Source organism: Geobacter sp. 60473, from assembly GCF_036323535.1.
Taxonomy (GTDB): Bacteria; Desulfobacterota; Desulfuromonadia; order Geobacterales; family Geobacteraceae; genus Geobacter; species Geobacter sulfurreducens.
In genome coordinates, this window is the sequence record NZ_AP028967.1 from 319283 (window position 1) to 345325 (window position 26043).

The window sequence follows — 26043 nt, forward strand, 5'->3', positions numbered from 1 at the left end:
GCAGGCACGGGCTTTGATGGTGTCACGGCCCGGCCGTCATCGCCGGTTTACGAGCAAGGATACCAGAGAGTTCCGGTTTCGCATCATTTCCCGCCGGTCGGAGGCCCCGGAGCGGCCGGTGCCCCGCCGTTGGCGGCCAGGAGGAGATCGGCCTCAGCCTCCAGTTCGCGCATGACCCGGCGGGTGTAGAACATGGAAACGGCCGCCGCGCTCCAGGTGACGAGCGCTACCCCCCACCAGATGCCGGGCAGTCCCCAGCCGAGCCGCAGGGCAAGAAGCCAGAAGACCGGCACCGGGGCCAGGATCTGGCGGAACAGCCCGATCCAGAGGGCGAAGGCGGGGCGCTGGAGCGCCTGGAGGGCCGAGTTGTTCACGTACAGGATCACGTAAGCCCCGAGCACCAGCGCCTCTACCCGAAGGAAGCCCGCCCCCCGGGCAACGACCGCAGGGTCATCGGTGAACAGGCCCACCAGGGGGGCCGCCGTGGCCATCACCAGTACCGTCCCGGCGGCCATCATCAGGAGCCCGGCCCGCAGAGCCCGGGACAGTGCTTCCCGCACCCGCGCCAGCTTTCCCGCGCCGAAGTTCTGTGCCACCAGGGACAGGACCGCCACGTTCAGCCCCATGGCCGGCAGGAGCACGATCTGCTCGATCCGGGTGCCGATGCCGTACGCGGCTACCGCCTCTTTCCCGAACCGTCCCGCGAACCAGGTGATGACGAAGATGCCCAGGGACACGGTCAGCATGTTGAGGCTTGCCGGGAATCCCTGGCCGAAGAGCCGCCGGAACGGCTCCCGCCGTGGTGCCAGCAGCCGCCACGACCGTCCTGACAGGAGCCCGGTCCGCCGGACCCGGCCCAGGAGGTAGAGGTTGCCCGCGGCCTGGATCATCACGGTGGCCAGGGCAATGCCGCCGATGCCCATGGCCGGGATGCCGAAGCCGCCGTACATGAACCAGGGATCCAGGGCCAGGTTCAAGAAAAAGCCCGTCACCAGGAAGTTACGGAAGCTCTTGGTGTCGCCCGAGGCGTTGAGCATGGAGTTGAGCACATAGTTGCCCATGAAGAAGGTGCTGCCGGCAAAGAGTACGTTCATGTAGGCGAGCGCCAGGTCCAGGTAGTCGCCGGACGCCCCCATGAGCCGGAAAACCGCCGGTGCTGCGGCAAGTCCGGCGGCCGTGAGGAGCAGGGCATGGAGAACCCCGAAGGAAACTGCCTGGGCCGCGTAGAGTTCGGCATCCTCGCGGTTGCCGCTCCCCAGCGCATGGCCGATCAGGGCCGTGGCGCCCATGGAGGTTCCCGCACCCAGGGCCAGAACGATGAAAAAGAGGGGAAAGGAGAGGGACAGGGCCGCCAGCGCCTTGGTGGAGATAAGGCCGCCGTAGAAGGTGTCCACCACGTTGAACATGGTGTTGAAGAAAAAGCCGGTCCCCACGGGCACGGCGAGCCGGACCAGGAGCTGCGGGATGGGATCGCGGATCAGGTCGACAGAGGATTTCATCCTGCTAATAGTACCATCTCTCGATCCGTTTGGGGACATGGCGGTGCCGGCCCCGGCTTTTTTGGTCTTGTGAAGGCGGAATCCGGTTCAGCTGAACAGACAGGGGCCCGGATCACATCGATCCGGGCCCCTGTTCATGCCCTGCCCCGTTTTGCGCGCCAGCCGGCCATAAAGCCGTGGCGCGGAACTCAGAGCTTGAATTGGCCGACCAGGCGCTGGAGCTCCTCCGACTGCCTGGAAAGGGTGGCTGCCGCCCCGGCAGTTTCCGTCGCCCCCTGGGCGGTCTGGTCAACCACGGCAGTTATCTGCTGGATGTTGTTGGATATCTCTGCGGTGGTGCTGGTCTGTTGTTCGGCTGCGGTCGCTATCTGGTTGATCTGCTGGGTGACGTCGCTGATCTGCTGGAGGATCTGATCCAGGGACCTGGCTGACTCGCCCGAGTACTCGGTTCCCTTCTCCACTTCGTTCACTCCTTCGTCGATCGCTGAAATGGCCTCTTTCGTCTCGGTCTGAACGGACTTGATCATTTGGCTGATTTCGCGGGTTGCGCGGGTGGTGCGCTCCGCCAGGGCACGCACTTCGTCGGCCACGACAGCGAAGCCGCGGCCCTGTTCTCCCGCCCGGGCGGCCTCGATTGCGGCATTCAGGGCCAGCAGGTTCGTCTGATCGGCAATGTCCTGGATGGTTTCGATGATCTGGCCGATCTGGTCAGAGCGGGAACCCAACCCCTCGACGGTCCTGGCCGCGCCTTTGACCTTGTCGGCGATGCGCTCCATGCAATCCGTTGTCCGGCGAACCACCTCGGAGCCCGAACGGGCGGTAGTGCTGGCACGGGTCGAGTTGTCCGCCGCGCTCAGGCAGTTGTCGGCTATGTCGCTGGAGGTGGCGGCCATCTCTTCGCTGGCAACGGCAACCGTGTTGGCCTGGGATGCCACATTCTCCGTTCCCGAGGCGATCTGGTCGGCGTTGGCCTGAAGCTGCCGCGATGCCAGCGCAACCTCCTCCGATGTCTGCGATATCCGGGAGATGATCTCGCGCATGGTTGACTGGAGTTCGCCGATTGAGCGGATGATGTCGCTGATCTCGTTATTGCGCTTGGCAGCGATCGTTTCCGTTAGATCTCCCCTGGTTATCCCGGCCAGATAGCCCATGATCCGCGTGAGCGCATCGTTGACCGTCCAGAAGAGCAACCAGCTGAACAGAATGCCGAGGATCACGAAAACGGCCGTGGACACGATGGCCTGCGACGTCGAGAACAGACGCCCCGCAATGACCGCGATTATGATGCAGAAGCTGTAACAGACGCACAGCAGAATGATCCGCGTTCGGATCTTAAGGTGAAGATAGAGGTTCAGTAACAACGACATGGCCGCCTCCCGACAAGAACTGCCTGCTCTGAATTTTCCACTATTCTTATCGTCAGGTTACGCTGTTTCTGTAGAGAAATAGTTGATATGCGGAACACGCATGAATGGCAGGAATGGGGGCACTCCGGAAAAACCGGGGAGGATATCCGCTTGAGATGCCGCCGGAGCACCGGGTTGTCCGGGCGGAGAGAAAGACGTCGTGCGCCGCGATCAGTACTTGAGGACTTTGGCCAGAAAGTTCCGCAGTTTGTCGCTCCGGGGATTTCCGAACAGCTCTGTCGCGGGTCCCTCCTCGGCGGCCACCCCGTCGCAGACAAAGAGGCAGCGGTCCGCCACGCTCCGGGCAAAGCCCATGTGATGGGTGGCCATGATGATGTCGCGGCCTTCGCTGCGCAACTCCATGATGATGTCCAGTACCTCGGCGGTCATTTCCGGGTCCAGGGCGGAGGTGGGCTCGTCCAGCAGGAGAAAACGGGGCCGGATGGCCATGGCCCGGGCAATGGCAACTCGCTGCTGCTGTCCGCCCGAGAGCTCGGCCGGCCTCTTGGCCGCATGGGGGGCGAGCTGGAAGCGTTCCAGGAGCGCCAGGGCCTGGTCTCTTGCCTCGGCCGGCGGGATGCCGTGCACCCTTGTCAGGGGGAGGGTGATGTTCTCCAGGGCCGAGAGGTGGGGGAAAAGGTTGTAGGCCTGGAACACCGTGCCGATCCTCCGCCGGTGGGCCAGGAGGCTCTCCTCGTCGAACCCGATCCGCTCGCCGTCGATCTCCAGCTCTCCCCCGTCCGGGGCGGTGAGCCCACCGATGACCCGCAGCAGCGTCGTTTTGCCCCCGCCGGAGGGGCCGATCACCGCCAGGGCCTTGAACTCGGCCATGTCCAGCGACAGGCCGGCCAGGGCGGTCTGGCTCCCGAACCGCTTGGTTATCCCCGTCAGTCTAAGTTGCATAACGGAACTTCTTCTCGAGCCGGCGCGAGAGGAGCGAGATGGGCAGGGTGATGGCCAGGTAGCCGATGGCCAGGGGCAGGTAGCTTTCCAGGGTGCTGTAGGTGAAGGCGTTGACCTCCTGGGCGTTGAGGGTGAATTCGCTCACGGCGATGATTGAAAGGAGCGACGAGTCCTTGACGATGGAGGCGAATTGTCCCGCCAGGGGGGGGAGGGTCTGGCGGAACGCCTGGGGAAAGACCACGTACCGGTAGATCTGCGCGCGGGTGAGGCCGATGGCCCGGGCCGATTCCATCTGGGAGTCGCCCACGCTTTCGATGCCGGCCCGGATCATCTCGGAGATGTAGGCGCCGGCAAAGAGCGACAGGGTGATCACTCCCACCAGGTAGCGGTCGCCCACGCCGAAGGCGTCGGCCACCACATAGAAGAACACCAGGATTTGCACCAGCAGCGGCGTGCCCCGCATCGTCTCCACGTAGATCCGGCCAAGGTAGCGTAGCGGCAGCAACCGGCTCCGCTGGGTCAGGGCCGTGCAGAGACCGATCGCGAGCGAGAGAAACAGCGCCGCCGCCGAGATGGCGAGGGTCATGAGCCAGCCGTTGACGAATTTCTGCCGGTAGGCGTAGACCGATTCCCACCCCCAGTGGTACTGGAGGGAATGGAAGGCGTAGGCAAAGATGAGCGTCACCAGGAGAAAGGCGATGAGGATGCCGACGATGCGGGCCGGGAGGGGGACGGCGCCTCCCTCCCGGCAGTCATGGGGTGCGAAGAGGAGATTCATGGTGTTCTAGAGATAGAAGGGATAGCCCAGTTTCTTGAATGCTTCCTTCTGCTCCTTGAGGTACTTGTTGCCAAGCGTCTCGAAGCCGCCTTTCTTGCGGAAATCAGCCAGGAAGGCGTTCACTTTCGTCCTCAGGTCATTGTTGCCCTTGCGGATGCCCACCGCCCACGATTCCTTCTGGAACGGCTCCAGGATGGCGCGGGTGGTGGCCAGGTTCTTCTGCCAGTTCTGGTAAGTGGACATCTGATCATAGATAAATGCGTCGGCTTTCCCCTGAACCACTTCGAGGACGGCCGCGGCTTCTTTGTCGAGAACGAGCATCCTGGCTTTTTTCAGGTTCTTGCTGGCCCAGGCGTGGCCCGTGGTCCCCTTTTTGACCGCGACGCTGCGGCCCGGCTGGTCCAGGTCGCCGATGCCCTTTACCGGCGATTCCTTCTTGACCAGGAGACAGAGCCCCGTGTTCAGGTACGGATCGGAAAAGTCGATGGACTTGGCCCGCTCCGCATTGGCGGTCATGGATGAGATGATGAGGTCGATCTTGCCGGTTTTCAGGGCAGGAATCAGACCGTCGAAGGCCATGTTCTGGATCACGATCTTTTTGCCCAGGGCCTTGCCGAGTTCCGTGGCAAGGTCGACGCTCACGCCGGTGGGCTTGCCGGTCGTGTCGGTCATCTCGAACGGCGGATAGGCCAGTTCCATGCCGACGACGAGCGAGTCACCCGCGGCGCGGGCAAGGGACACGTTCAGGAGCAGGAGAAAGAAAAGTCCGACAAGCCATCCTGCCGCCCGGAAGCGGAGTGTGGAAGCGATAACCATGGGGTCCTCCAGTAAGTGTGAAATGGCGAACGTAGTGAAAAAAACGGCCCGCGCATCGGTCACGGGCCGTTTTCCATGCCGCAGGGCCTGTGCTGCCGGTTACTTCAACGGCACCGGGTTGCATACGTTGTCCGGCGAGTTGGCCAAGGCGCCGCAATTACCGCATTTAACGGTGGGCGAGGCGGAGAGGCTTGCCACCTCATCGCTGCATCCTTCGGCCTTGAGGGCACACATATGCATTTTGTGGGCTGTGATGTCGCATGCCATTTGACGTTCCTCCTTCCGCATTGTTCTGACAGAGGAAGTCTAGCGCGGGACTGCCCCCTGTCAAGGCGCGGCCCGTGTCCGGCGTACGGATGGTGCTGGACGGGAGGGAGGGCTTTCGTTATTATGGCGCCACGTACCGTTCCGAGGAGGCCTCGTCGATCCATGAAAAACCGACTGATCGAGTCGACCCGATATATCATCCTCATCGCCGTGATCGGCTCCTTTGCCGCTGCCGTCACCCTCATCACCTACGGCGGAATCCTCGCCTTCCGCACGATCATCGAGACCCTGGCCTCCGGCTACGTGAGCAGCAAGGGGATGAAATCCCTGGTGCTGTCGTTCATCGAGGTGGTCGACACTTTTCTCCTGGGCACGGTTCTCTATATTATTTCACTTGCTCTCTACGAACTCTTCATTGACGACACGGTCCCGGTCCCCCAATGGCTTACGATCCACAACCTGGACGACCTCAAATACAAGCTGGTGGGGGTCGTGGTGGTGGTCATCGGAGTGCTCTTCCTCGGCCAGGTGATGACCTGGGACGGCCAGCGGGATCTCCTCGGCTACGGTGTGGCAGCCTCCCTGGTTATCGCGGCCCTCACGTATTTTCTCAGTCTGAAGAAAAAATAGAATAAAACACTGCGTGTTGACAGTGTTTACTCCCGGATGGTAATAGGTAAGGTCCGCTGCGGAAAGGCCGTTCAGCCGGCGAACGGGGGACAGTGCCGATACGGGAGGGGAGTATGGAACGTTTTTTCATCGTCGGGTGTGGCGATATCGGGAAAAAGGTGGCAAGGATCGCCCTGGCAGACGGTGCCGGGGTCGCGGCCCTGATCCGGTCCCCGGAGAAGGCGGAATCCCTCCGCGAAATGGGGGTAACCGCCCTGGAGGCGAACCTCGATGAGCGGGATTCCCTGGCAGGGATGCCCACCCGCGGCGCCGTGGTGTTCTACTTTGCTCCCCCCCCGGGCGGGGGGGTCACCGATCCCCGCGCGCGCGCCTTCTGCGACGCCATTGCTCCCGGTGAGGAGCCGCGGAAGATTGTTTACCTGAGCACCAGCGGCGTGTACGGCGATTGCGGCGGCGAGGTCGTGACCGAAGAAACCCCGCCGAATCCCCAGACCTCGCGGGCGCGCCGCCGCTACGATGCGGAAACGGTTTTCCGGCAGTGGGGGGCCGAGCGGTGCGTCCCGGTGGTCATCCTCCGCGTTACCGGGATCTACGGGCCGGGCCGGCTTCCCCTCCAGCAGCTCACCAGCGGCCAGCCGGTGCTTGAGGAAAGCCTGGCTCCCTTTACCAACCGCATCCATTCGGAAGATTTGGCCCGCATCTGCCTTGCCGCTGCCGAACACGGCGAAGACGGGGACATCTTCAACGTGAGCGATGGTCACCCCACCACCATGACCGCCTATTTCGACGCATGCGCCGACGCTCTGGGCCTGTCGCGGCCGCGCCGGGTGACCCTTGAGGAGGCCCGTCGGGTCATGACGCCGCTGATGTTTTCGTACGTGACCGAATCGCGGAAAATGGACAATCGCCTGATGCGCGAAAAACTGCGCGTGACACTGCTCTATCCGATCATGCAGGAGGGGGTGCGCAGCTCTGTTGCGTAGTCCGGCAGCCGGCGGGAAAAAGAAAACGCCGGACCTGGGGGCCGGCGTCGGGGATGCGTGAAGAGACGGTAGCGCTCAGACCAGCAGCAGCGGCTTGCGCTTCCTGAGCACCTGGCAGATGAGCATGTCCTGCCGTTTTTTGCGGGGTGCTCTCTTTTTTTCGATGACGTCCCGCACTGAGAGCAGTTCCGTGCGAAGCGCCTCGCCCGCCTTTACCAGTTTGCGCGCCCGCTGGTCACCCCGCGTATAGGGGGCAAGCAGGGTCAGGGCATCACTGATTTTCAGGCTGACAATAACCCGCTCCTTCAGTCCGGCATAGCGGCCTTCCTTCAACCGTTCCCTGACGGCGGCGAACTCCTGCTCGAAATAGGCGAGCACCGTATCGTACATGTTTTTGTCTGCGGACATGCGTCACTTCCTGGTCTGTTTCGGTGAGTGAGGGTACCGGCTTGTTAAGAGTATTATTCGGCCTGGCCGGGAAATTCTTTAAGATTTTATCAGATCATGCAAAAAGTTGAATAATAGTGAGCTGTTTCAAAAAGGTAACGGCGGCCATTTCATTGCTTGACAGGGCGGTATGATCAGGGTTATTGGTATACGCTAATTTCTTTTGGCAGTTCCTGGTGGTGCCGGAAGCCGTACTAAGAAAGGAACGATTCCATGAAATGTGACAGGAGTGGTTTGAGCGGATTGGCGACGGTGGCGGCCTTGGTGGCAATGGTTGCCCTGTTCGGATGGACGCCGGCCGGAGCGGGAAGCGATAAGAGCGGGGCCGTGAAAGTGCCCGCGGGCATGGGCACCCCCGCGAGCGGGCCCGTGGCAACGGTCACAATCGAGAAGCAACCGGAACTTTTCGCGGCCGACCCGACCCCCCTTACGGTGACCCAGTGCGGCCAGTGCCATCCCTCCGCGTTTCAGGACATCAAGAAGGACGGCGGCCGGCATACCTTCACCTGCCAGGGCTGTCACAAGTCCTTTCACAGCTTCAATCCGCGGAAGAACAACTGGGACCAGATAATGCCCAAGTGCGCCGATTGCCACTCCACGCCGTCGGTGCCCCACGTGCAGGTCTTTACCCAGTGCTCCGAGTGCCATACGAATCCGCACTCCATTGTCCGGATGCCCATGACGAAGAAGCTCCAGGACTCCTGTGCAGTCTGTCATGCGGGACCGCCCGCCGAACTGAAGCAGTTCCCGAGCAAGCACGCCAGCCTTGCCTGCGCCGCCTGCCATACGGGGCATGGGGTGATTCCGTCCTGCAATATGTGCCACAAGCCCCACTACGAAGGGCAGGAGTTCAAGACCTGCGCCAGCGAATGCCACCCGGTCCACAAGCCGAAGCAGATCAACTATTCCAAGGAGGTGGGAGCGCGGACCTGCGGCGCCTGCCACGGCAAGGTGTACGCCGTCTGGACGGGAACGCCGAGTCGCCACGGCAAGGTCAACTGCGCCGCCTGCCACTCCAGGCACGGCTACATTCCCCAGTGCGGCGATTGCCACGGCCTGCCGCACACCAAGCAGCTCCACGACCGTTTCCCCAAGTGCCTGACCTGCCATCAGGACGCCCATAATCCGCCGGTTCGCCAGCGCTGACAGTCCGTTGTGATCCCCCCTCCTCCGCCAGGATGGTCGGAGCGAGGGGGGCCGACATGCCCACGAGGAGGGGGATGCATTGACGCGTTCCTGGTGGATGACCGCACAACTGATACTGTTCGCAGCCGTTGTGGCCGCACCCGCGGTCTGCCGTGCCGTTGATCTGGGGATCAGTTCCGATACCATTGTCAGGGTTTACGAACGGGATGACCGTAACGGCAGGGGGCGCTCCCTTCTGCCGGTCTACGAATTCATGCGGCTCGATTACGGCAGCGTAACCACGCCGGGGCTGTCGCTCCACGCCTACGGCTGGGGGCGGCTCGACCTGCGGGATTCGCACGAGGACGGTGATGCCGAGGGCGATCTCCTCTATGCCTATCTTGAATATATCGATCCAGACCGTGATCATCAGGTGCGGCTCGGCCGCCAGTACCTTTTCGAAGGGGTGATGCGGGAGAGTTTCGACGGCCTCTATGCCAGAACGGAGCTCGTGCCGACGGTGGCCCTCTCGGCATTCGCCGGCATGCCGGTCGGTGTGGGCAGCGCGGCGGGCCGCAGCGGCGACCTGGTCTACGGAGCCCGGATCGTTCAGGGACAGCGTGGTCGGTATGACGCGGGGATCTCTTACAAGTACGTGGCCAATGACGGCTCCCGGAGCGAGGAGCTTCTGGGTGCCGACCTCTCCCTGAGCCTGCCGGCCGGGGTCTCGATGTTCGCTCATTCGACGCTCAATCTCCTGACGGGCGGGTGGGGAGAACATTCCTACGAGGCCCGGATACCGTTTGCCTCCATGGAGTTTCGGCCCTTTTACCAGCGGTACCGGTATTCCGACTATCTCAACGACCGCTCCGGGGCCTCACGGCCGTTCCGCTTCCAGACGGTACTCGGCGACCGGGTTGAGATCGTGGGCGCCGAAGGATTCTGGTATCCGACCGAGAGCGTGGAGTTCGGCGGGAGGTACAAGTATCTCACCTATGACAGCCGGTTCGGCAACGCCCACATGGCCACCGCCCTGGCGACGGTGCGGAGGGGGATTTTTTCGGAAGCCGGTCTGGAATTCGGCCGCGTTCAGGGTGATCTGGCGGAGAACCGCTACTATCTGGGACGCGGTTATCTTTACGGCGATTTCACCCCCTGGTTCGCTACCGGTGATGTAACCTATGTCCGCTACGACCGGGCCATCTACGGAGAGAACAGTGCACTCTTCGTTTCCGCCGGCGTGGGGAGGAAGATGCCGGACCCGGCGCTTTCCCTCAAACTTTCGGTGGACTACAGCAATGACCCCTATTTCCACAAAGATTACCGCGGCACCCTTGCCGTGACCTATGCATTTCGCAGGTAAGAGCGTGATGGATCGGCCGGCGGAAAAGAAATGGAATCAGGCGCATGAATCGTAGAACCGTTTGCATGGCGGCGGGGTGCATGCTTCTCGCCCTTATTGTTTCCTGTGCCCAACAGACGCGCTACCGGCTGCCCGTCAAGCATCCGCCGATTTTCGAGCTGGGCGAGCGGCGGGAGTTCTGCACCAAGTGCCACGGCTACCGGAAGGAGCCGGTGGACTTTGAGCGCTACAATCACACCCCGTTGTTCACCGATTCGCACCGGATGGTTGCGTACCAGAATCAGAACATCTGCGCCATTTGCCACGAACAGAGCTTCTGCAACGATTGCCATGCGAGCAGGACGGAACTCAAGCCGTCGGAGAAGAACCCGACGGAGACCTACCGCAGGATGCAGCACCGGGGAGACTATCTTTCCCGTCACCGGATAGACGGACGCCTCGACCCATCCTCCTGCTTCCGTTGCCACGGTAATCCCCGGGCAGCCGCCACCTGTCGGCCGTGCCATGGTTAACGGTGATTTCACGGATCGGAGCACGCTGGCCATGAAGAGGCTCATCACACTTGCGGGGCTCGTTACGCTCACCCTTGCCGGTTGCGGCGGCGGGTCCAATGCCGGCAACGCGTCCTCTCCCGTTGCCACGGCGGCCCATACCCCCATCTGGGTGACCTATCACCGCTTTCCGACCACCGAGAGCTTTTCAAGCAGTGGGGCCGAGGCCCTCAATCAGTGCAAGGTCTGCCACGGAGCCAACCTGCTCGGCGCTGCAGAAGGGGCGGGCGCGCCGGCATGCCTGAGTTGTCACGTCGTCGACCCGGTACCGTACCCTGAGCGCTGCTATTCCTGCCACGGCAGCGACCCGGTCAAACCTTTCTTTTCCTGGTATTCCACGATGCGTTCCACGCGCAATGGCATGCCGATCGACCCTGCATTCGTCCAGCGGGTGCGTAACGGCAGCCTCCGCCACCTGAAACACGACGCCGTCCCTCCCGTCGAGATGGAGAACATCGATGCGTGCCTGCGGTGCCATGCTCCGCAGACGGAGTTTCCGGACCGCCCCCTGCCCGAAATCCACCACAAGCTGGTATTTACTTTTCGCGACATCACCGGTGACGGCATTCCGGAACTCGTGGACTGTACTTCGTGCCACGTGTACACCATCGATCCGGAACTTAACATCCCGATCCGGGCGGTACGCGACTGCATCCTCTGCCATCCGACAATCGTCCGTTGACGCCGCCTGCCACGGTACGGGTCCCCCTGTTCACGTGATATCCTGCCGGTGCTCTGAGCTATCACACGCAGTCATATGACGTTGTGTGTGACCTGGAATTGACACGATCCACTAAGTATAAACATCCTTTCATGTCCGGCGAAAGCCCGAACCGTGTGTTTTGCGGCCTTGAGTGTTGTAACGTGAAAAGACGGGCATGAAAAATGCTTTAACAGTTCAGGTTCGATGGGCCGGAAAGGGGGGAGAGATGATGGCTGAAGCTCTGCAACGGGAAAATCCGAGTGGTTTTGAAGGGTCCGTCGCTGGTCTCCCCCTGACGGATGTCATCCAGCTCAAGGGGCAGAACCGGTTTTCCGGCTGTATTGCCGTGGAATATCGGGAACGGCAGGGGATGATCTTCTTCCGTGACGGTGACATCATTCATGCCGAGCAGGGAAAATTGATGGGGGAGATGGCTCTCTACGAGATCATCCGCTGGCCGGGAGGGCGGTTCAACATCCAGCCGAAGGTGACCACCACGAGCCGCACCATCCAGCAGAGCATCAGCTTCCTGCTTTTGGAGGCCCACCGCCTGATTGACGAGGAGCAGGCCGCAGTGCGCGCCGATGAAGGGACACGTCGAGAGGAGGCGGCGGCTCCGGCTGCCGTGCAAAACCGTATGAGCGCTGTCGCGGAACGCATTGTTAAAATAGCGGGTGTTTCCTATGCGGTCTTGATGAAAAAGGACGGAACCCCCCTGGAGGATGACAGTTTCGAGGCCGAAGTACTCTCCGCCAAAGGGATGGGCCTTGCGGGCATCGGCTCGCGTCTGGGAGAGCTGTTTGGTCTGGACGAGGTAAAGTCGGCTGCGGTCCATGCCCGCGGCAAGCAGATTCTTCTGTTCGAAGCAAAAAATCACTACGTCTCCATCGCGGTTCGCGGCGACAGCTCCCTGGCCCATGTGGAAAACGAGATCCGCTCAACGTTTGCCGGCCGCAAGTAGCGCACTGCCGACAGATCGGCGGAGTCTGACGGATGGGAGAGGATATGCGAGAGATTCTTACTCAGCTGAATGCGGTTCCGGGGGTTGTCGGCAGCTTTGTCTGCAGCGGCGGCGGGGAACTCATGGTTCACGCCTTTCCCCCGCTGTTCGATGAGTCCATTGTCAGGCAGGCATCCGCAGCAGTTGCGGACCGTAACAGCGGCGTCCGGGCCGCAGCCGGCTCCTTCGATCTGCTCGACTTCCGGTACAATGACGGGCGTATCGTCGTCAAGCCCCTGAGCGAGGCATTTCTGCTCCTGCTCTGTACCAAGGCCATCAACCTCCAGGTGCTCAACATCTCCCTGAATGTGGCCAAGGGAAAGCTTGACGCACTCATTGCCGCAGCCGGTCAGGTCTTCGCAGGACCGGCGCCCGTGCAGGCATCCGCGGCCAAGGCCGTCGACGGCGTTCTGACCCTGCCGGCCTGCCACATTGCCGACTCCACGGTGGGGAGCTCCTTCGAGCAGTTGGGCATGGGAGCTCTCACTCAGACCACAGCCCAGCAGATCAGCAACTTCTATAAAACGGGCGCGGTCAAGAAGCTTAAGCTCACCAGCACCGTCAGCGGCATCTCGGCGATCTTCCCCTTCATGGTGGTGAATGAGAACGATGCGGCCTATGACGGCAAAATCATCCTCTGCAGGGCCATCGAAAAGAAGCTCAAGGTCGGGCCCGGCGACCTCCTGACGGTCGAAATCCCCTGACCGGTAAGCCGTCCCGGCCATGATCCTCCCAGTCGCCCCGGGCCGCTCCACTGTTGATCAGTGCGCGGCCCGGCGTCGTTTGACCGTCAATGTGTCATTGTTTCCCGCACGGGGGATCCGGTTTGCCTTCCGCCCAAAATGGGGTAGAGTGTAGCTCATGTTTGTTCCCGATCCTGCACGAACCGTCATAGAAGCCGACGAGTCAGACGTCATGGAGATTCACCGCTCGGTGGAGCCGGTCACCGTCGCATGCGGCGATAGACCTCCTTCTCCATGCCAGGCCTTTGTCTGCGCCATCCGTGAGGGTGAGCGTGCCCGGGTCCACGTGGCCCTCGAGCAGACGGACCGCCGCTGTGTCGCCTTGTATCGCTCCGACCGCGAGCCGGCCGACGGGGAGTCACACGATGTCCTCGTGGCTGAAGCCATTGCCTTTGCCGAATCCCTCGGCTTTGCCATGCAGGAGGTCAACCTCCGCTACAGTAAAGCCATGCGCGAGGTGGTCATCCGGGAAGTCCGGGTGATTCGCCGCCCCGCGGCGCCTCCCATGACCGGGGTCGTGGATCCGGCGGCAAAGCGTCCCGCCGCCAAGCGCCAGGAGAAAGAAGCCAAGCCCGCTCCGGAGCCCCCGCGGGCTCCTTCTCCCCCCTCGCCTCAACCCGCAGAGCCCATGCCGAAAAAAACACCTGCCGTCGATACGAAGACTCTAGAGGCCGAGGCGCGCCGAATGGAGGCTGAAAACACAGCCTTGGAGCGCGAGGGGAACGCCCGGCTGGAGGAACTCAACGCCCGCATTGCCGAACTTGGCCGCGAACGTGAGGAAATCCGGCGGGCCCTTGCCGGGAAGGAAAAGTCACTCGAAGCCGAGATCGCGCAACTGGAGCGCCGAAAGGCGGAAGACGAACGGGAGCTGGCCAAACGGACCGCCGCCCATGATGCCGAGGTGGCTCGCCTGAAGGCGGACATCGATCAACTCGGCGCGGAGCTGGCGCGACTCGGTTCCGGCGAGTCGACCGAGGTGGCGGAACTCACCGCGGAGCTCAGCCGGTTGACGGCGGAACGGGAACGGGCCGAGTCCTCGGCCGAGAGCGCCGAATCCGAGCTTCGCGACCGGTTGGCGCGTTTGTCGGCCGAATGGGAAGAGGTCAGAAAGGCTTCCGAAGAGCGGCAGGAGACCCTGGCGCGCGACATCGCCCGCATGGCACGGGAGAAGGAAGAGGCTGAGCGGCTCGGGTCCGAGCGGGTCCGGGAGCTGGAACAGGCGGTCCGGCGCGGGGAAGAGGAACGCGAAGCCGCCGGCGCCGTTGCCGCCCGAGATATCGAATCGCTGGAGGAATCGCTCCGGCAGCAGGCCCGTGAGCGGGAAGCGGAACGGAAAGATGCTGTGGCGCGGCTGGCTGCGCTGGTCGCCGAAGATGCGGTGGTTGCGGCCGAGCGGGACGCGGTTCGCCGCCTGGTACTCCGCACGGGCGAGGGGGGCGCCGAAGAGGCGCTGGCGGCAGCAGGGGCGGAAACGGCAGCGCTCCGTGCCGAACTGGAACGGCTTGCAGCCGCCAAGGCGCTGGCCGAGCAGACGGCCGCCGGGAGAATCGCCGCGCTGCAGGCAGAGGTGGAACGTCTTGGCGCGGCGCGGGAACCGGTTCGTCCCGTCCGTCGCGAGACTGCGCCCCGACCGGCGGAGTTGCCGCAGCTGCCGGTTTCGCCTCCGTCCGTCCCCTCCGACGCCGGGGCGGACCGGGCGTCCGCCGTGCTTTCCGAATCCGGTTGGAGTGCCGGCGTGGCTGCCACGGTCGACGAGCTGCTTGCCGGTGAAGACAACATATCAGACGACTTTTCATTCAGGGATGGGTCGGATTCCGGCTCGTCCGGCGGCGGGGCCTTCCGCCTCGATCCGTCCCTGTCCTGCGTTGAATACTACGATCCCACCGATGTGGTGGAACTCCACCAGCCCCTCAACTACGTGAATGTGTCGCCGCCGGGACATGTGCCCCAGACCTGCGGCGCGTACATCTGCGTCCTGAAACGGCGGGAAGCCGTCCGGGTCTACGTGGCCTGGAGCCTGACCGCCGACCGCAAGACCCTGGTCTATGTCCCCGAGCATCCTCCCTCCGGGGAGGCCGACAGTGCCGGGGTGGTGCGTGATGCCTTCGCCTTCGTGGAAACCGTTGGGTTCATGATGGACAGGGTGCGGCTCCCCGATGATCCCGCCAAGCGGGGCAAGGCACTTGCCGCGGTGCCGGTCCTCTGCCGCAGGGGGTAGCGGGCCGTGACCACCGCCCTCTGGCTTCTCGCCGTTGTCCTCGTTCTGATCGGTATTGCCGGAACGCTCCTGCCGGCACTGCCGGGCATTCCCCTTGTTTTCGGCGGACTGGTCCTTGCCGCCTGGATCGACGGCTTCAGCCGGGTCGGGTGGCTGCCGCTTCTGGTCCTGGGGCTCTTCACTGCTGGGTCGTTCGCCATTGACCCCTACGCGAGCGGCAAGGGCGCCCGGCGGTACGGTGCCAGCCGCCACGCCGTGATTGGCGCCTCCATCGGTGCCGTGGTCGGAGTTTTTTTCGGCCTGCCGGGGCTTGTGGCCGGCCCGTTTCTGGGGGCGTCCCTGGGTGAGTTGCTGGCCCGGGGCGACCTGGGTCGTGCCGGCCGTGCCGGTATCGGGGCCTGGCAGGGATTCGTGATCGGAACGGTGCTGAAGGTCGTGCTGGCCCTGGCCATGGTGGTGTTTTTCCTGGCGGCATATCTCTTCTGACGGGAAAGCGGCGGACACGGGCTTTTCTCTGGATTTTGTGTTTACAGAACGCTGTTTGTTGGCTAGAGTGTCGGGATTGATTCCGTGACTTTTCCACTCAAGGAGGAACAGCTATGAAAGCAGTACTGCTCGACGGCTTCGGCGGGCTTGATGTTCTCAAGGTAGGGGAGGCGGAGAGGCCGAAACCGGCGGAAGGGCAGGTGCTCGTCAAAGTGGTGGCAACCTCCGTCAATCGTCCCGACCTCGTTCAGCGGGAGGGAAAGTATCCGCCTCCGCCGGGTGATTCGGAAATCCTCGGCCTGGAAGTTTCGGGCACCATCGAGGAACTGGGTCCGGGCGTCACCGGCTGGCAGGTGGGCGACCGGGTCATGTCCCTGGTCGGAGGGGGCGGCTATGCGGAGTACGCGGTGGCCTACGCGAGCCACCTCATGCGGATTCCCGAAAGCATGAGCTTCGAAGAGGCGGCCTGCGTCTGCGAGTCCTACATTACGGCATTCCTGAACGTCTTCATGATCGGCGGGCTCAAGGACAACAACAGCGTCATCCTCCACGGCGGCGGCGGCGGGGTGAACACTGCCGGCATCCAGCTCTGCAAGGCCCTGGTTCCCAACACGAAGATCGTCGTCACCGCCCATCCGTCAAAGATCGACCGGGTCAAGGCCCTGGGGGCCGATCTGGTCGTCGACTTCACCCAGACTCCCGATTTCTCCGAGGCGGTGAAGGAGTTCACCAACAAGAAGGGGGTCGACGTGATCCTCGATCACGTGGGCGCCAAGTACCTGGCCCCCAACATGAATTCACTGGCCTACGCCGGACGGCTCGTCATCATCGGCGTCATCAGCGGCATCAAGGCTGAGCTCAACCTGGCCCTGATGATGGTGAAGCGGCAACAGATCATCGGCTCCGTGCTCCGCTCCCGCCCCGTTAAGGACAAGGGGGAGATCGTGGCCGAGTTCACCGGGACGGCGCTGCCGAAGTTCGCCGACCGTACCATCGTGCCGATCATCGAGAAGGTCTTCCCCATGGACCAGGTGGTTGAAGCCCACCGGATGATGGAGGAAGACAAGCACTTCGGGAAGATCGTGCTGAAGATCAGCTAGCGTTCGATTCACCGGCTGTTTCAGGCCCTCTCCCCTTGTCGGGAGAGGGCTTTTCTCTTTCAGCGGAACAAGGAGGATCACGCCATGACGGCACCGCAATCGATCAGGGACCTGGATCTGGAACGCCTCTGCAATCGCACCTTTCACCCTTCCCCGTCAGCCTGGGAGGACGAGGTGCTCTACTTCCTGCTGCTCGACCGCTTTTCCGACGGCAACGAGACGGGCTACCGGGACAACCGGGGACGGCGCACGAACCGGGGCGCCACCCCGCCGTACCGCCCGGCCGATGCGGGCAACGCCATCGCCACCGAGCCCGAGGCGGCGGCCTGGCGTGAGGCCGGTACCCGCTGGTGCGGCGGGAACCTGAAGGGCCTCATGGGCAAGATGGGGTATCTCCGGCGACTGGGAGTGACCGCGGTCTGGGTCAGCCCCCTGTTCAAGCAGTGCTCATTTGTCCCCACCTACCACGGTTACGGTATCCAGAACTTCCTGGACGTGGACCCTCACTTCGGCACCCGCGACGACCTGCGGGAACTGGTCCGCGTGGCCCACGCCAACGGCATTTACGTTATCCTTGACATCATCCTCAATCATGCGGGCAATGTGTTCGCCTACGATCGGGGATACACCCCCTACGACGGCGGCACCAGCTACCCCGTGACGGGATTCCGCACGGCCGACGGCACTCCGTCGCTCCCCTTCGGCCCCGTCGGTTCACCGGCCCCCGCCGAAGCCTGGCCCGACGGCGCGGTCTGGCCCCGGGAGCTGCAGGCGCCGGAGTGCTTCACGCGCAAGGGATACATCCGGGACTGGGACCGGTATCATGAATACCTGGATGGCGATTTCTTCGACCTTAAGGACATCCACCTGGGAGACGGGGACGTGGATACGTTCAGTCCGTCCCCGGCGCTCCTGGCGCTCTGCGAGGTGTACAAGTACTGGATCGCCTACGCCGACCTGGACGGCTACCGGATAGACACCGTGAAGCATATGGGGCCCGGCGCCACCCGTTTTTTCGCCTCCACCATCCACGAATTCGCCCAGAGGATCGGCAAGGAGAATTTCTATCTCATCGGCGAGATCACCGGCGGCCGGGTAAACGCCTTCGACACCCTGGAAACCACCGGCCTCAATGCCGCGCTGGTGGTGGACGACATTCCGCTGCGCCTGGAGGATCTGGTGAAGGGAAAGGCCAATCCGGCCGACTACTTCGACCTTTTCCGCAACTCCCTGCTGGTGCGCAAGGAGTCCCACATCTGGTTCCGCGACAAGGTGGTGACGGTCATCGACGACCACGACCAGGTCTGCCGCGGCGCCAAGAAAGAGCGGTTCTGCGCCGGCGACCCCTCGTGGCGCAGGCTGGTGCTGAATGCCCTGGCGCTCAATGCCACCACCCTCGGCATCCCCTGCATCTACTACGGTACCGAGCAGGCCTTCGACGGTGAAGGAGGGGACGACCGCTACCTGCGCGAATGCATGTTCGGCGGCCCCTTCGGCGCCTTCCGCAGCCGCGGGGTCCACTTCTTCGACGAGGATAACCCGGTCTACCGGGAGTGTGCCAAGGTCCTCGCCTTGCGCCGGGACATCATCGCCCTGCGCCGGGGGCGCCAGTATCTGCGGGAGATCTCCGGCGACGGTGTGAACTTCGGGCTTCCCTACGCCATCGGTGGTGAGATCCGCTCCGTGGTGGCCTGGTCGCGGATCTTCGACACCGAGGAGATAGTTCTCGCAATCAACACCGACCCTGACCATCCGCGCACCGCACTGGTGCTCGTGGACGGCTCCCTTCATCGGCCGGGTGACGTTTTCTCCTGCCGCTACTCGACCGAGCCGGGCCAGGTCCGCCGAAGGATGACGGTGCGGGATGCCGGTCCCGCCATTCGGGCCGTAGAGCTTACGGTGCCGGCGGCCGGCTTCGTAATGTTCCAGAAACGATAATACAATCGGGATAATGGCCCCGCTTTTGCTTCGAACGACATGGTGCGAGCCATTTTTTCAGAAGGAGGGGCCATGTGGACCGATGATTTGACAGTGGGCATCTGGGAAATTGACACCCAGCACCGGGCGCTCTTCGCCCAGTTGGAAAAGCTTCTCGACGCCTGTATGGTTGGGCGCGAACTGGACGAGGTCATGGAGATGATCGTGTTCCTCGACGACTACGTCACTACCCACTTCGACACCGAGGAGCGTCTCCAGCGGCAGGGGGGATACCCCGATTACGATAAGCATCGGGCCGAGCATGTCATTTTTCGTACCAACCTTGAGCGATTGAAGGCCGAGCTGAGGGAGTCGGGAGCAACCCGGGATTTAGTGCTGAGAGTGAATCAGGTGCTCATTGACTGGCTCAAGACGCACATCCGCAACGTCGATGCCGCCATGAGTGAGTTTCTGCTCAAGAAAACAGGGCAACCTGCCGATATGAGACAGTAAGAAAACCTGACCCACTACCACGCTATCGGGGGAAGCAATGCCTGAGTTTTTCGATGTGCCCAGCGATATGGACGTCCATGAGTCGATCCTGTCCAAAGAAACCAAAAACGGGTTCCTGGTGGATGTGCGGATGGTGAAGCGCCATCGGCAGTACGAGGCGGCCCTTTTCCTGAACGGTCGCTATAAGCCCGGCCCCCCCCTGCCGCGTCCCCTGGACAATCCGTCGGGCGATACCACCCACTGGATGGGCGTTCGTCCGAGCGTCGGCTTCACCTATGATGAAGCCCAGACGATCCTTGAGGATGTTAAGGCCCAGAATGACCTGCATCACATCACCTTCAGGGATACCTGGGGACGCGAATACGGCGACTGACGGTCAGTCGCGTGACGGAAGAAAAAAGCGGGATCCGGCGCCGTTTGCTGCCGGGTCCCGCTTTTTTGCGTGGATGCTGTTGGGGGAGCCTTAGCGCACCGTAAAGGACGTCTCGCGCGTGTCTTTCCCCGAGTCGGTCTTGACGGTGGCGATCACCTTGTAGCTTCCCTTTTTGGCATCCGCCGGCAGGATGATCGGGATGGTGGAGGTGTAAGTGCCTCCCGTGTGGGCGACGGTGGCTTCGGGGTTGCCGACGAGATCGCCGCCGTAGCGGATCTCAACCGATTCGGTCACGTTGGTCTGGGCCGTGGCGGAAGGGGTCAGCAGGGCGTAGGTGGTCTGGATTTCCACTTTTTCGCCGGCATTGACGCTCGTGGGCGTAGTGGTGATATTCTCTATCCGCACCATGGTGCCCGAGGCGGGCTGGTAGTTGTACCGGGCCGCAGTCTGCTCTGCGGTTGACTTTCGGTCGATGGTGTAGTTGCCGATGAGTCCCCCGATGAGTGCGCCAGCTAAGCCGCCGAGGACAGCCCCCTTGGTGCGTGATCCCTCGCCGGCAAGCACCGCTCCTGCAATGGCGCCCGCCGCTGCTCCGTAGCCGGCTCCCTTTGCCGCTCCCTTGTGCTCTTCGGAAACCGTCACGCACCCGGTAAGCGAAGTGATGGTAAATGCCGCCAGGGTAAACGCCGCTATGAATCCGTTTTTCATGGAGTGCCTCCTTGCCGTTGCCGGGTGATAGTGTGGGGTGACAAGGAAAAAGTATAGCGGCCGGGCGGAAGAATGCAATCGCAGGGGGACAGGTGCAGGCGGAGAGCGGGGGCTGCTGCCGGATCAGGTGCTCACCTGGTTGCGGCCGCGTCCCTTGGCGCGGTAGAGGGCGTCGTCGGCCGCCTTGATGACATCGGCGGGACGGCGTAGTTCGCTGCTGCTCTCAGCCACGCCGATGCTGATGGTTACCGAGACGCAGTCGCGCCCCTGGGGCGTGCCGGAGCGTTGTCTCTTTCCCTCCCTGCTGGAGGCGGGCCGGTCCGAAGAGCGCAGGCGCATCCGGTAATCGGCGATGGCCCGTCGCAGTTCTTCCAGGCGGCCGAGGACCTCTTCCCGCGACCGATGGGGGAAGAGGATGGTAAACTCTTCGCCGCCATAGCGGTAGGCCTTGCCCCCGCCTCCCACGCCGCGCAGTTTTGCCGCCACCAGCCGGAGCACCTGATCTCCCACGTCGTGTCCGTAAGTGTCATTGAACTTTTTGAAGTGGTCGACATCGACCATGGCAACGCTGTAGCGCCGGCCCAGCCAGGTAAGCTGTTCGCTGAGCGCCCGGCGCGACGGGAGCCCCGTCAGCTCGTCCCGGAACGCCATGTTGTAGGAATCCTTGAGCACGCCGAGTGAGAGGATGACCGCCGCGGCTGTCATAAAGACAGGGGTGACATGGGGATGGTCAATGCCGTTGCCCGCCACGGCAAAGGCCATCAGCGCCCCCAGGAACGCGCTGTCCACGGGAGATTGCTTCAGGCCTGCCCGCGCCGCCACCAGCAACCCCGAAAGGACGATTGCCGGGATGGCCGGAGGAGGGAGAGGAGACCCGGCAACCATGCCGGCAGCGCTCAAATGACCCGCCAGCAGCTGCTGGACCGCCACGTGCCCCGGTGTCATGGCCCACCAGACGAGCAGTGCCTGGAGCCCCAGGAATGCGAAGCGGATTCGCCCCGCTACCGTAACGATCCCGCGTTCCCGCATGAGCGAGAGCAGAGCGATGTTGAGGGGCACGAGCAGGGTGACGGACTGGTAGAGCACCGTGGCCTCGATTCCCCTGGGGAGTTCCGTCGCATTCCCCTGAAAGCTCCAGTGCGAGACGGCCAGCAATAAAAAGACGAACAGTGCCCGTCCCCGGTGGAAGTGGATGGAGAGAATGGCGCCGAGGGCAATCGCCGGGTAGGGGAGATGGGGGAGCAGCTCAAGTCGTGCCGGGGGCAGCTCCGGCACCCGGGGCATGAACCAGAAGGTTGCCGCCAGAAGCACAGCGGGAATCACGAAGATGGTGAAATTTTTTGCCGTCAGGGTGTTCACCCGGGCGCTGCTCCTTGGACTGGTGGTCAGTGGGATTGGACAAAATGAGAAACATGCAATCTTTTGGCCGACGCAGGGTCACTCACCGATAATTTTTACCAGAACACGCTTGCGGCGCTTGCCGTCGAACTCTCCGTAAAAGATCTGCTCCCACGGCCCCAGGTCCAGTTCCCCGGCCGTGACCGCAACTACGACCTCCCGGCCCATGACCGTCCGCTTCAGGTGGGCGTCGGCGTTGTCCTCGTAACCGTTGTGACGGTAACGATCATAGGGCTTTTCGGGAGCAAGCCCCTCCAGCCAGACCTCTAAGTCGTGGTGCAGCCCCGACTCGTCGTCGTTGATGAAGACGCTTGCCGTGATATGCATGGCATTGCAGAGGAGCAGCCCCTCGCGGATGCCGCTTTCCCGCAGGCATTCCCGCACCGTCGGGGTAATGTTGATGAACTGGCGGCGCTGGCGCGTTTCAAACCAGAGTTCCTTGCGGAAGTGTTTCATCGGTCGATGTTCTCCTGGAAATGGAGTGTCATGGTGTCGAGTTCCAGGGCTGTCAGGGACCCCATCCCCGGCCGCTCCGGGTAGACGCAGCCGTTGTCGAGGGCGATCCGGTCCGTGGCCAGCCCCCGTTCGATCTCCTGCCGGGTCATTGGGGTGTGGCCGCCGATGACCCGGCGCCCGCCGAGCCGTTCCCTGCGCACTTCCAGGGAGCGGCTCCAGAGCATCGCCTCCCGGTTGGCGAACGGGTCGGGGAGCGAGAAGTCGAGGCTTGCGTGGACCAGCACGAAGTCCGGCAGCACCAGGTAGCACGGCATCTGCTCCATGAAGCGGCGATAGTGGGCAGGCACCTCGCAGGCGTCCTCAACGCCGAAGCTTTCGAGGGTTGCGAGACCGCCGTTCAGGGTCCAGAGCCTGAAGGCATTCCGGTCCCGGCAGCTGTTTAGGAACATTTCCTCGTGATTGCCCCGCAGCATGTGAATCCGGCAGCCCTTGAGCGACAGGGAGATGAGCAGGTCCATGACCTCGCGGCTCCGGGGGCCCCGGTCGATGTAATCCCCCAGCAGGTAGAGGTCATCCCGGCCCGTCAGGCCCAGGACCCGGGACAGCAGCCGGTCAAGGGTCAGGGCACATCCATGGATGTCGGGGATGACGAAACGGCGGGAATGGGGCGTGCGATTCACCGTGGCTCCTGACCGGGAAATAACGGATTGGCTACATTTTTTATAGCACGGGGGGATTCGGGGAGTAAAGTCATGACCGTTGTCAACCTCTGTTCTCGGCTTGGTTGACGATTTGGGTGACACTATGCTAAAGATTGACTCCTGGGAAAATTGCCGGGAGGAGAGCGTGACTCGAAGCATTGCCGGGGAACTGCAGCAACTCAGGGAACAGGGCCTTTACCGGAGCCTGCGGACCGTGGCGGGGAGCCAGGGGAGCCGGGTTGTGGCGGAGGGGAGGGAGGTGGTGCTCCTCTGCTCCAACAACTACCTGGGGCTGGCCGACCACCCCGCCCTCAAACGGGCGGCCGTGGAGGCCGTTGAGTGCTACGGCACGGGCAGCGGCGCCTCGCGGCTCGTCTCCGGCACCATGGAACTCCACGCAGCCCTGGAGGAACGACTTGCCCGGTTCAAGGGGACCGAGGCGGCCCTGGTCTTCAACTCGGGGTACGCGGCCAACAGCGGCATCATCCCTGCCCTGGTCGGCCGGGGCGACGCGGTGTTCTCGGACCGGCTCAACCATGCAAGCATCGTGGACGGCTGTCTGCTCTCCCGTGCTAGGTTCGTCCGCTACCCCCACAACGACATGAACGCCCTGGAGCGCCTCCTGGCCGAGCACCGGGGCGCCGGTCGCATGCTCATCGTCACCGACGGCGTCTTCAGTATGGACGGCGACCTGGCCCCGCTCCCCGCCCTGGTGGCCCTCAAGCGGCAGTACGGCGCGCTGCTCATGGTGGACGACGCCCACGGCACCGGGGTGCTGGGAGAGAGCGGGCGGGGGAGCGCCGAACAGTTCGGGGTGGCGGCCGACATCGATCTCCAGATGGGGACCCTCGGCAAAGCCCTTGGCGGCTTCGGCGCCTATGTCGCCGCCTCCGCCGAGGTGGTGGAACTGCTCGTAAACCGGGCCCGCAGCTTCATCTTCTCCACGTCGCTCCCCCCGGCGGTCCTGGCAGCGGCCCGGGCCGCCCTGGACCTGGTTGACTCCCCCGAAGGAGAAGCGCTGCGTCGCCGCCTGGCCCGCTCCACCGCTCTGTTCCGGGACGCGCTCCAGGGGGCCGGCTTCGACACCATGGGGAGCGAAACCCAGATCATTCCTGCCTTCGTGGGCGAGGCCGAACCGGCCATGACCTTTACCCGGCGGCTCCTTGAGGAGGGATTCTACGTCCAGGGCATTCGCCCCCCCACGGTGCCGGCCGGTACCTGCCGTCTCCGCTGTACTGTCATGGCGACCCACGACGAGTCCGACCTGGAGCGCGCCGTGGCCGCCATGGCGCGGATCGGCAAAGAACTGGGCATTGTGTGAGCCGGAGTGACATGCCGTTTCTTCAAACAGACCACAACCTGACGATCCATTATGACGACCAGGGGGACGGCTTCCCCCTGGTGCTCGTCCACGGCTGGGCCATGGAAGGGGGCATCTGGGCCTTCCAGCGGCCGCTGGCATCCTCGTTCCGGCTCATCGTCGTGGATCTCAGGGGTCACGGCCGGTCCACGGCGCCGGCTGACGGGTACGGTCTCGCAGATTTCGCGACAGATCTCGTGGCGCTGTTTGACGGGCTTGGCCTGGAGCGGGCCGCGATCGTCGGCTGGTCCCTCGGTGCCCAGGCGGCCCTGGAGGCGGCACCACTGCTGGGAAACCGCCTGGCCGCACTTGTGCTCGTGGGGGCGACTCCCCGGTTCTCGGCAACGGAGGAATGGCTCCACGGTCTCCCTGCCACCGAATGCCGGGGGCTTGGGCTGCGCCTGCGGCGCTCGTTCGACGCCGCGCTCGACGGCTTTTTCCACAGCATGTTCTCAGAGGGGGAGCTCTCTGGTGAATCCGAACGGCTCATCGGGCAGGAGATCGCCGCATCGTGTCGCCGGCCCGCAGCCACGGCCGCCCAGGCCGCCCTCGTCACCCTGGCGGGAAGCGACCAGCGTCACCTCCTGGAGAAAATCCGCGTGCCCGCCCTGGTCATTCACGGCGACCGGGACGCCATCTGCCCCCCCGAGGCCGGCGCCCATCTGGCGGATCACCTTCCCCTTGGCCGGTTCCTGTTGTTCGCCGGAACCGGCCATGCCCCCTTCCTTTCCCGCCCCAGGGAGTTCAACAGCGAGGTGACACGCTTTCTGCGCGAGGTGGCCGGAGATGATTGATCGCCGCAAGGTCCGCAACGCCTTTCACCAAGGGGCCGCCGACTATGATGCCTACGCCGCCGTGCAGAAGCGGGTCATGGAGCGGATGCTTTCCCTCCTCTTCGCCGAGGGGGTCGAGCCGGCCCGGATTCTCGACGTGGGGGCCGGCACCGGTGCCCTGGCTCTGCGCCTTCTCGACCGCTACCCGTCGGCTGCCATAGCCTGCGTGGATCTGGCCCACGGCATGGCCCGGCAGGCCCGCGACAACCTGGGCTGGACCCCGGAGCGCCTGATCGCCGTGGCCGATGCGGAACATCTTCCCCTTCGCGACGGTGTTTTCGACTTGGTAGTCTCCACTTCCACCTTCCAGTGGCTCACCACCCTCGACCGGGCCTTTGCGGAGGCCCGCAGGGTTCTGGCCGATGAGGGGCTGTTCGCCTTTGCCCTGTTTGGCGACGGTACCTTCAGGGAGCTCAAGGCATCCTACCGGGCCGCCCTCCATGCGGTGCCGCGCGGAGGGCGGGACCGGACCCACCGGTTCTTTACGCGGGACGAGGTGCGGGCGGCGCTGGCGCGGGCGGGATTCAGGTCGATTGAAGTTTTCGATGAGGACGAGGTGGAACACCACCCGGACGTACCGGCCTTTCTCCGCTCCGTGAAGCGGATCGGCGCCGGCAACGCCTCGCCGGTTACCGGGCGGGGCCTTTCGGGGCGGCGGGTCATGGAAACGATGATGCGGACGTATGCCGAACGCTTCGGCGGTGCCGATGGAATTCCAGCCACCTACACGGTGGTCTATGGGGTGGGGAAGCGTTAGCTGAAGGCG

General features: G+C 63.4%; 29 protein-coding genes. 17 read left to right on the forward strand and 12 right to left on the reverse strand.

The features are described from left to right. Window positions 1-83: 83 nt before the first annotated feature. The 6 genes from AABA48_RS01460 to AABA48_RS01485 form a co-directional block, all read right to left on the reverse strand. Window positions 84-1499: an MATE family efflux transporter gene (locus AABA48_RS01460; RefSeq protein ID WP_286351781.1), complete on the reverse strand. Its 1416-nt coding sequence runs from the start codon at window positions 1497-1499 to the stop codon at window positions 84-86. A gap of 188 nt (window positions 1500-1687) precedes the next feature. Beyond that, entirely contained in the window at window positions 1688-2866 is a 1179-nt protein-coding gene (locus AABA48_RS01465; RefSeq protein WP_286351782.1) for a methyl-accepting chemotaxis protein, read from the reverse strand. A gap of 210 nt (window positions 2867-3076) precedes the next feature. Then, complete coding sequence (locus AABA48_RS01470) at window positions 3077-3808, reverse strand: amino acid ABC transporter ATP-binding protein (RefSeq protein ID WP_286351783.1); 732 nt, start codon at window positions 3806-3808, stop codon at window positions 3077-3079. After that, window positions 3798-4586 carry an amino acid ABC transporter permease gene (locus tag AABA48_RS01475; protein WP_286351784.1) on the reverse strand — a complete coding sequence of 263 codons (789 nt, stop codon included), beginning with the start codon at window positions 4584-4586 and terminating at the stop codon, window positions 3798-3800. The genes AABA48_RS01470 and AABA48_RS01475 overlap by 11 nt, the downstream gene beginning before the upstream one ends. A 6-nt stretch (window positions 4587-4592) precedes the next feature. After that, window positions 4593-5402: a transporter substrate-binding domain-containing protein gene (locus tag AABA48_RS01480; protein ID WP_286351785.1), complete on the reverse strand. Its 810-nt coding sequence runs from the start codon at window positions 5400-5402 to the stop codon at window positions 4593-4595. A 99-nt stretch (window positions 5403-5501) separates the two neighbouring features. Beyond that, on the reverse strand, window positions 5502-5669 hold the full coding sequence (locus tag AABA48_RS01485) for a hypothetical protein (RefSeq protein ID WP_041914022.1): 168 nt from the start codon (window positions 5667-5669) through the stop codon (window positions 5502-5504). 162 nt (window positions 5670-5831) lie between these two features. Here AABA48_RS01485 and AABA48_RS01490 point away from each other — a divergent pair, with 162 nt between their 5' ends. Then, entirely contained in the window at window positions 5832-6299 is a 468-nt protein-coding gene (locus AABA48_RS01490) for a YqhA family protein (RefSeq protein WP_286351786.1), read from the forward strand. A gap of 113 nt (window positions 6300-6412) precedes the next feature. Next, window positions 6413-7282 (forward strand): SDR family oxidoreductase, encoded by an 870-nt coding sequence (locus tag AABA48_RS01495; RefSeq protein WP_286351787.1) that lies wholly within the window; start codon window positions 6413-6415, stop codon window positions 7280-7282. Between the two features lie 75 nt (window positions 7283-7357). Here AABA48_RS01495 and AABA48_RS01500 read toward each other — a convergent pair whose 3' ends face one another. Continuing rightward, on the reverse strand, window positions 7358-7690 hold the full coding sequence (locus AABA48_RS01500; protein ID WP_286351788.1) for a hypothetical protein: 333 nt from the start codon (window positions 7688-7690) through the stop codon (window positions 7358-7360). Window positions 7691-7923: 233 nt separating this feature from the next. Further along, entirely contained in the window at window positions 7924-8076 is a 153-nt protein-coding gene (locus AABA48_RS01505; RefSeq protein WP_286351789.1) for a hypothetical protein, read from the reverse strand. Between the two features lie 22 nt (window positions 8077-8098). Here AABA48_RS01505 and AABA48_RS01510 point away from each other — a divergent pair, with 22 nt between their 5' ends. The 12 genes from AABA48_RS01510 to AABA48_RS01565 all read left to right on the forward strand — a co-directional run bounded on the left by AABA48_RS01510 (window position 8099) and on the right by AABA48_RS01565 (window position 19821). Continuing rightward, a complete protein-coding gene (locus tag AABA48_RS01510) occupies window positions 8099-8875 on the forward strand; it encodes a cytochrome C (RefSeq protein ID WP_286351790.1) in 777 nt (258 codons plus the stop codon). Between the two features lie 79 nt (window positions 8876-8954). Continuing rightward, window positions 8955-10217, forward strand: a complete 1263-nt coding sequence (locus AABA48_RS01515) for a hypothetical protein (RefSeq protein WP_338270844.1) — start codon at window positions 8955-8957, stop codon at window positions 10215-10217. A 44-nt stretch (window positions 10218-10261) separates the two neighbouring features. After that, window positions 10262-10729: a cytochrome C gene (locus AABA48_RS01520; RefSeq protein WP_324312743.1), complete on the forward strand. Its 468-nt coding sequence runs from the start codon at window positions 10262-10264 to the stop codon at window positions 10727-10729. 31 nt (window positions 10730-10760) lie between these two features. Beyond that, entirely contained in the window at window positions 10761-11450 is a 690-nt protein-coding gene (locus AABA48_RS01525) for a cytochrome C (protein WP_338270845.1), read from the forward strand. Between the two features lie 247 nt (window positions 11451-11697). Continuing rightward, complete coding sequence (locus AABA48_RS01530) at window positions 11698-12432, forward strand: DUF4388 domain-containing protein (protein ID WP_045667528.1); 735 nt, start codon at window positions 11698-11700, stop codon at window positions 12430-12432. Between the two features lie 44 nt (window positions 12433-12476). Then, window positions 12477-13175 carry a roadblock/LC7 domain-containing protein gene (locus tag AABA48_RS01535; protein ID WP_045668573.1) on the forward strand — a complete coding sequence of 233 codons (699 nt, stop codon included), beginning with the start codon at window positions 12477-12479 and terminating at the stop codon, window positions 13173-13175. A 211-nt stretch (window positions 13176-13386) separates the two neighbouring features. Beyond that, window positions 13387-15432 carry a hypothetical protein gene (locus AABA48_RS01540; protein WP_338270846.1) on the forward strand — a complete coding sequence of 682 codons (2046 nt, stop codon included), beginning with the start codon at window positions 13387-13389 and terminating at the stop codon, window positions 15430-15432. Between the two features lie 6 nt (window positions 15433-15438). Then, entirely contained in the window at window positions 15439-15918 is a 480-nt protein-coding gene (locus AABA48_RS01545) for a DUF456 domain-containing protein (RefSeq protein WP_338270847.1), read from the forward strand. A 113-nt stretch (window positions 15919-16031) separates the two neighbouring features. Further along, window positions 16032-17018: an NAD(P)H-quinone oxidoreductase gene (locus tag AABA48_RS01550; RefSeq protein ID WP_286351797.1), complete on the forward strand. Its 987-nt coding sequence runs from the start codon at window positions 16032-16034 to the stop codon at window positions 17016-17018. A gap of 84 nt (window positions 17019-17102) precedes the next feature. After that, window positions 17103-18956: an alpha-amylase family glycosyl hydrolase gene (locus AABA48_RS01555; protein ID WP_338270849.1), complete on the forward strand. Its 1854-nt coding sequence runs from the start codon at window positions 17103-17105 to the stop codon at window positions 18954-18956. A 72-nt stretch (window positions 18957-19028) separates the two neighbouring features. Next, a complete protein-coding gene (locus AABA48_RS01560) occupies window positions 19029-19448 on the forward strand; it encodes a hemerythrin family protein (RefSeq protein ID WP_286351799.1) in 420 nt (139 codons plus the stop codon). Window positions 19449-19485: 37 nt separating this feature from the next. Then, window positions 19486-19821: a hypothetical protein gene (locus tag AABA48_RS01565; RefSeq protein WP_010943272.1), complete on the forward strand. Its 336-nt coding sequence runs from the start codon at window positions 19486-19488 to the stop codon at window positions 19819-19821. A 90-nt stretch (window positions 19822-19911) separates the two neighbouring features. Here AABA48_RS01565 and AABA48_RS01570 read toward each other — a convergent pair whose 3' ends face one another. The 4 genes from AABA48_RS01570 to AABA48_RS01585 all read right to left on the reverse strand — a co-directional run bounded on the left by AABA48_RS01570 (window position 19912) and on the right by AABA48_RS01585 (window position 23063). Continuing rightward, a complete protein-coding gene (locus tag AABA48_RS01570; RefSeq protein WP_286351800.1) occupies window positions 19912-20529 on the reverse strand; it encodes a hypothetical protein in 618 nt (205 codons plus the stop codon). A gap of 123 nt (window positions 20530-20652) precedes the next feature. Then, entirely contained in the window at window positions 20653-21888 is a 1236-nt protein-coding gene (locus AABA48_RS01575; protein WP_338270852.1) for a GGDEF domain-containing protein, read from the reverse strand. A 78-nt stretch (window positions 21889-21966) separates the two neighbouring features. After that, entirely contained in the window at window positions 21967-22383 is a 417-nt protein-coding gene (locus AABA48_RS01580) for a secondary thiamine-phosphate synthase enzyme YjbQ (protein ID WP_286351802.1), read from the reverse strand. Beyond that, window positions 22380-23063 carry a metallophosphoesterase family protein gene (locus AABA48_RS01585; protein WP_286351803.1) on the reverse strand — a complete coding sequence of 228 codons (684 nt, stop codon included), beginning with the start codon at window positions 23061-23063 and terminating at the stop codon, window positions 22380-22382. The genes AABA48_RS01580 and AABA48_RS01585 overlap by 4 nt, the downstream gene beginning before the upstream one ends. Before the next feature lie 166 nt (window positions 23064-23229). On the opposite strand from AABA48_RS01585, the gene bioF reads away from it, so the two are divergent. Genes bioF through bioC form a run of 3 tightly spaced genes read left to right on the forward strand, consistent with a single transcriptional unit; the run spans window position 23230 to window position 26034 of the window. Continuing rightward, window positions 23230-24405 carry an 8-amino-7-oxononanoate synthase gene (bioF, locus tag AABA48_RS01590; protein ID WP_286351804.1) on the forward strand — a complete coding sequence of 392 codons (1176 nt, stop codon included), beginning with the start codon at window positions 23230-23232 and terminating at the stop codon, window positions 24403-24405. 11 nt (window positions 24406-24416) lie between these two features. Next, window positions 24417-25238 carry an alpha/beta fold hydrolase gene (locus tag AABA48_RS01595; protein WP_338270854.1) on the forward strand — a complete coding sequence of 274 codons (822 nt, stop codon included), beginning with the start codon at window positions 24417-24419 and terminating at the stop codon, window positions 25236-25238. Next, window positions 25231-26034: a malonyl-ACP O-methyltransferase BioC gene (bioC, locus tag AABA48_RS01600; RefSeq protein ID WP_338270855.1), complete on the forward strand. Its 804-nt coding sequence runs from the start codon at window positions 25231-25233 to the stop codon at window positions 26032-26034. The genes AABA48_RS01595 and bioC overlap by 8 nt, the downstream gene beginning before the upstream one ends. The last annotated feature ends 9 nt before the right edge of the window (window positions 26035-26043 follow it).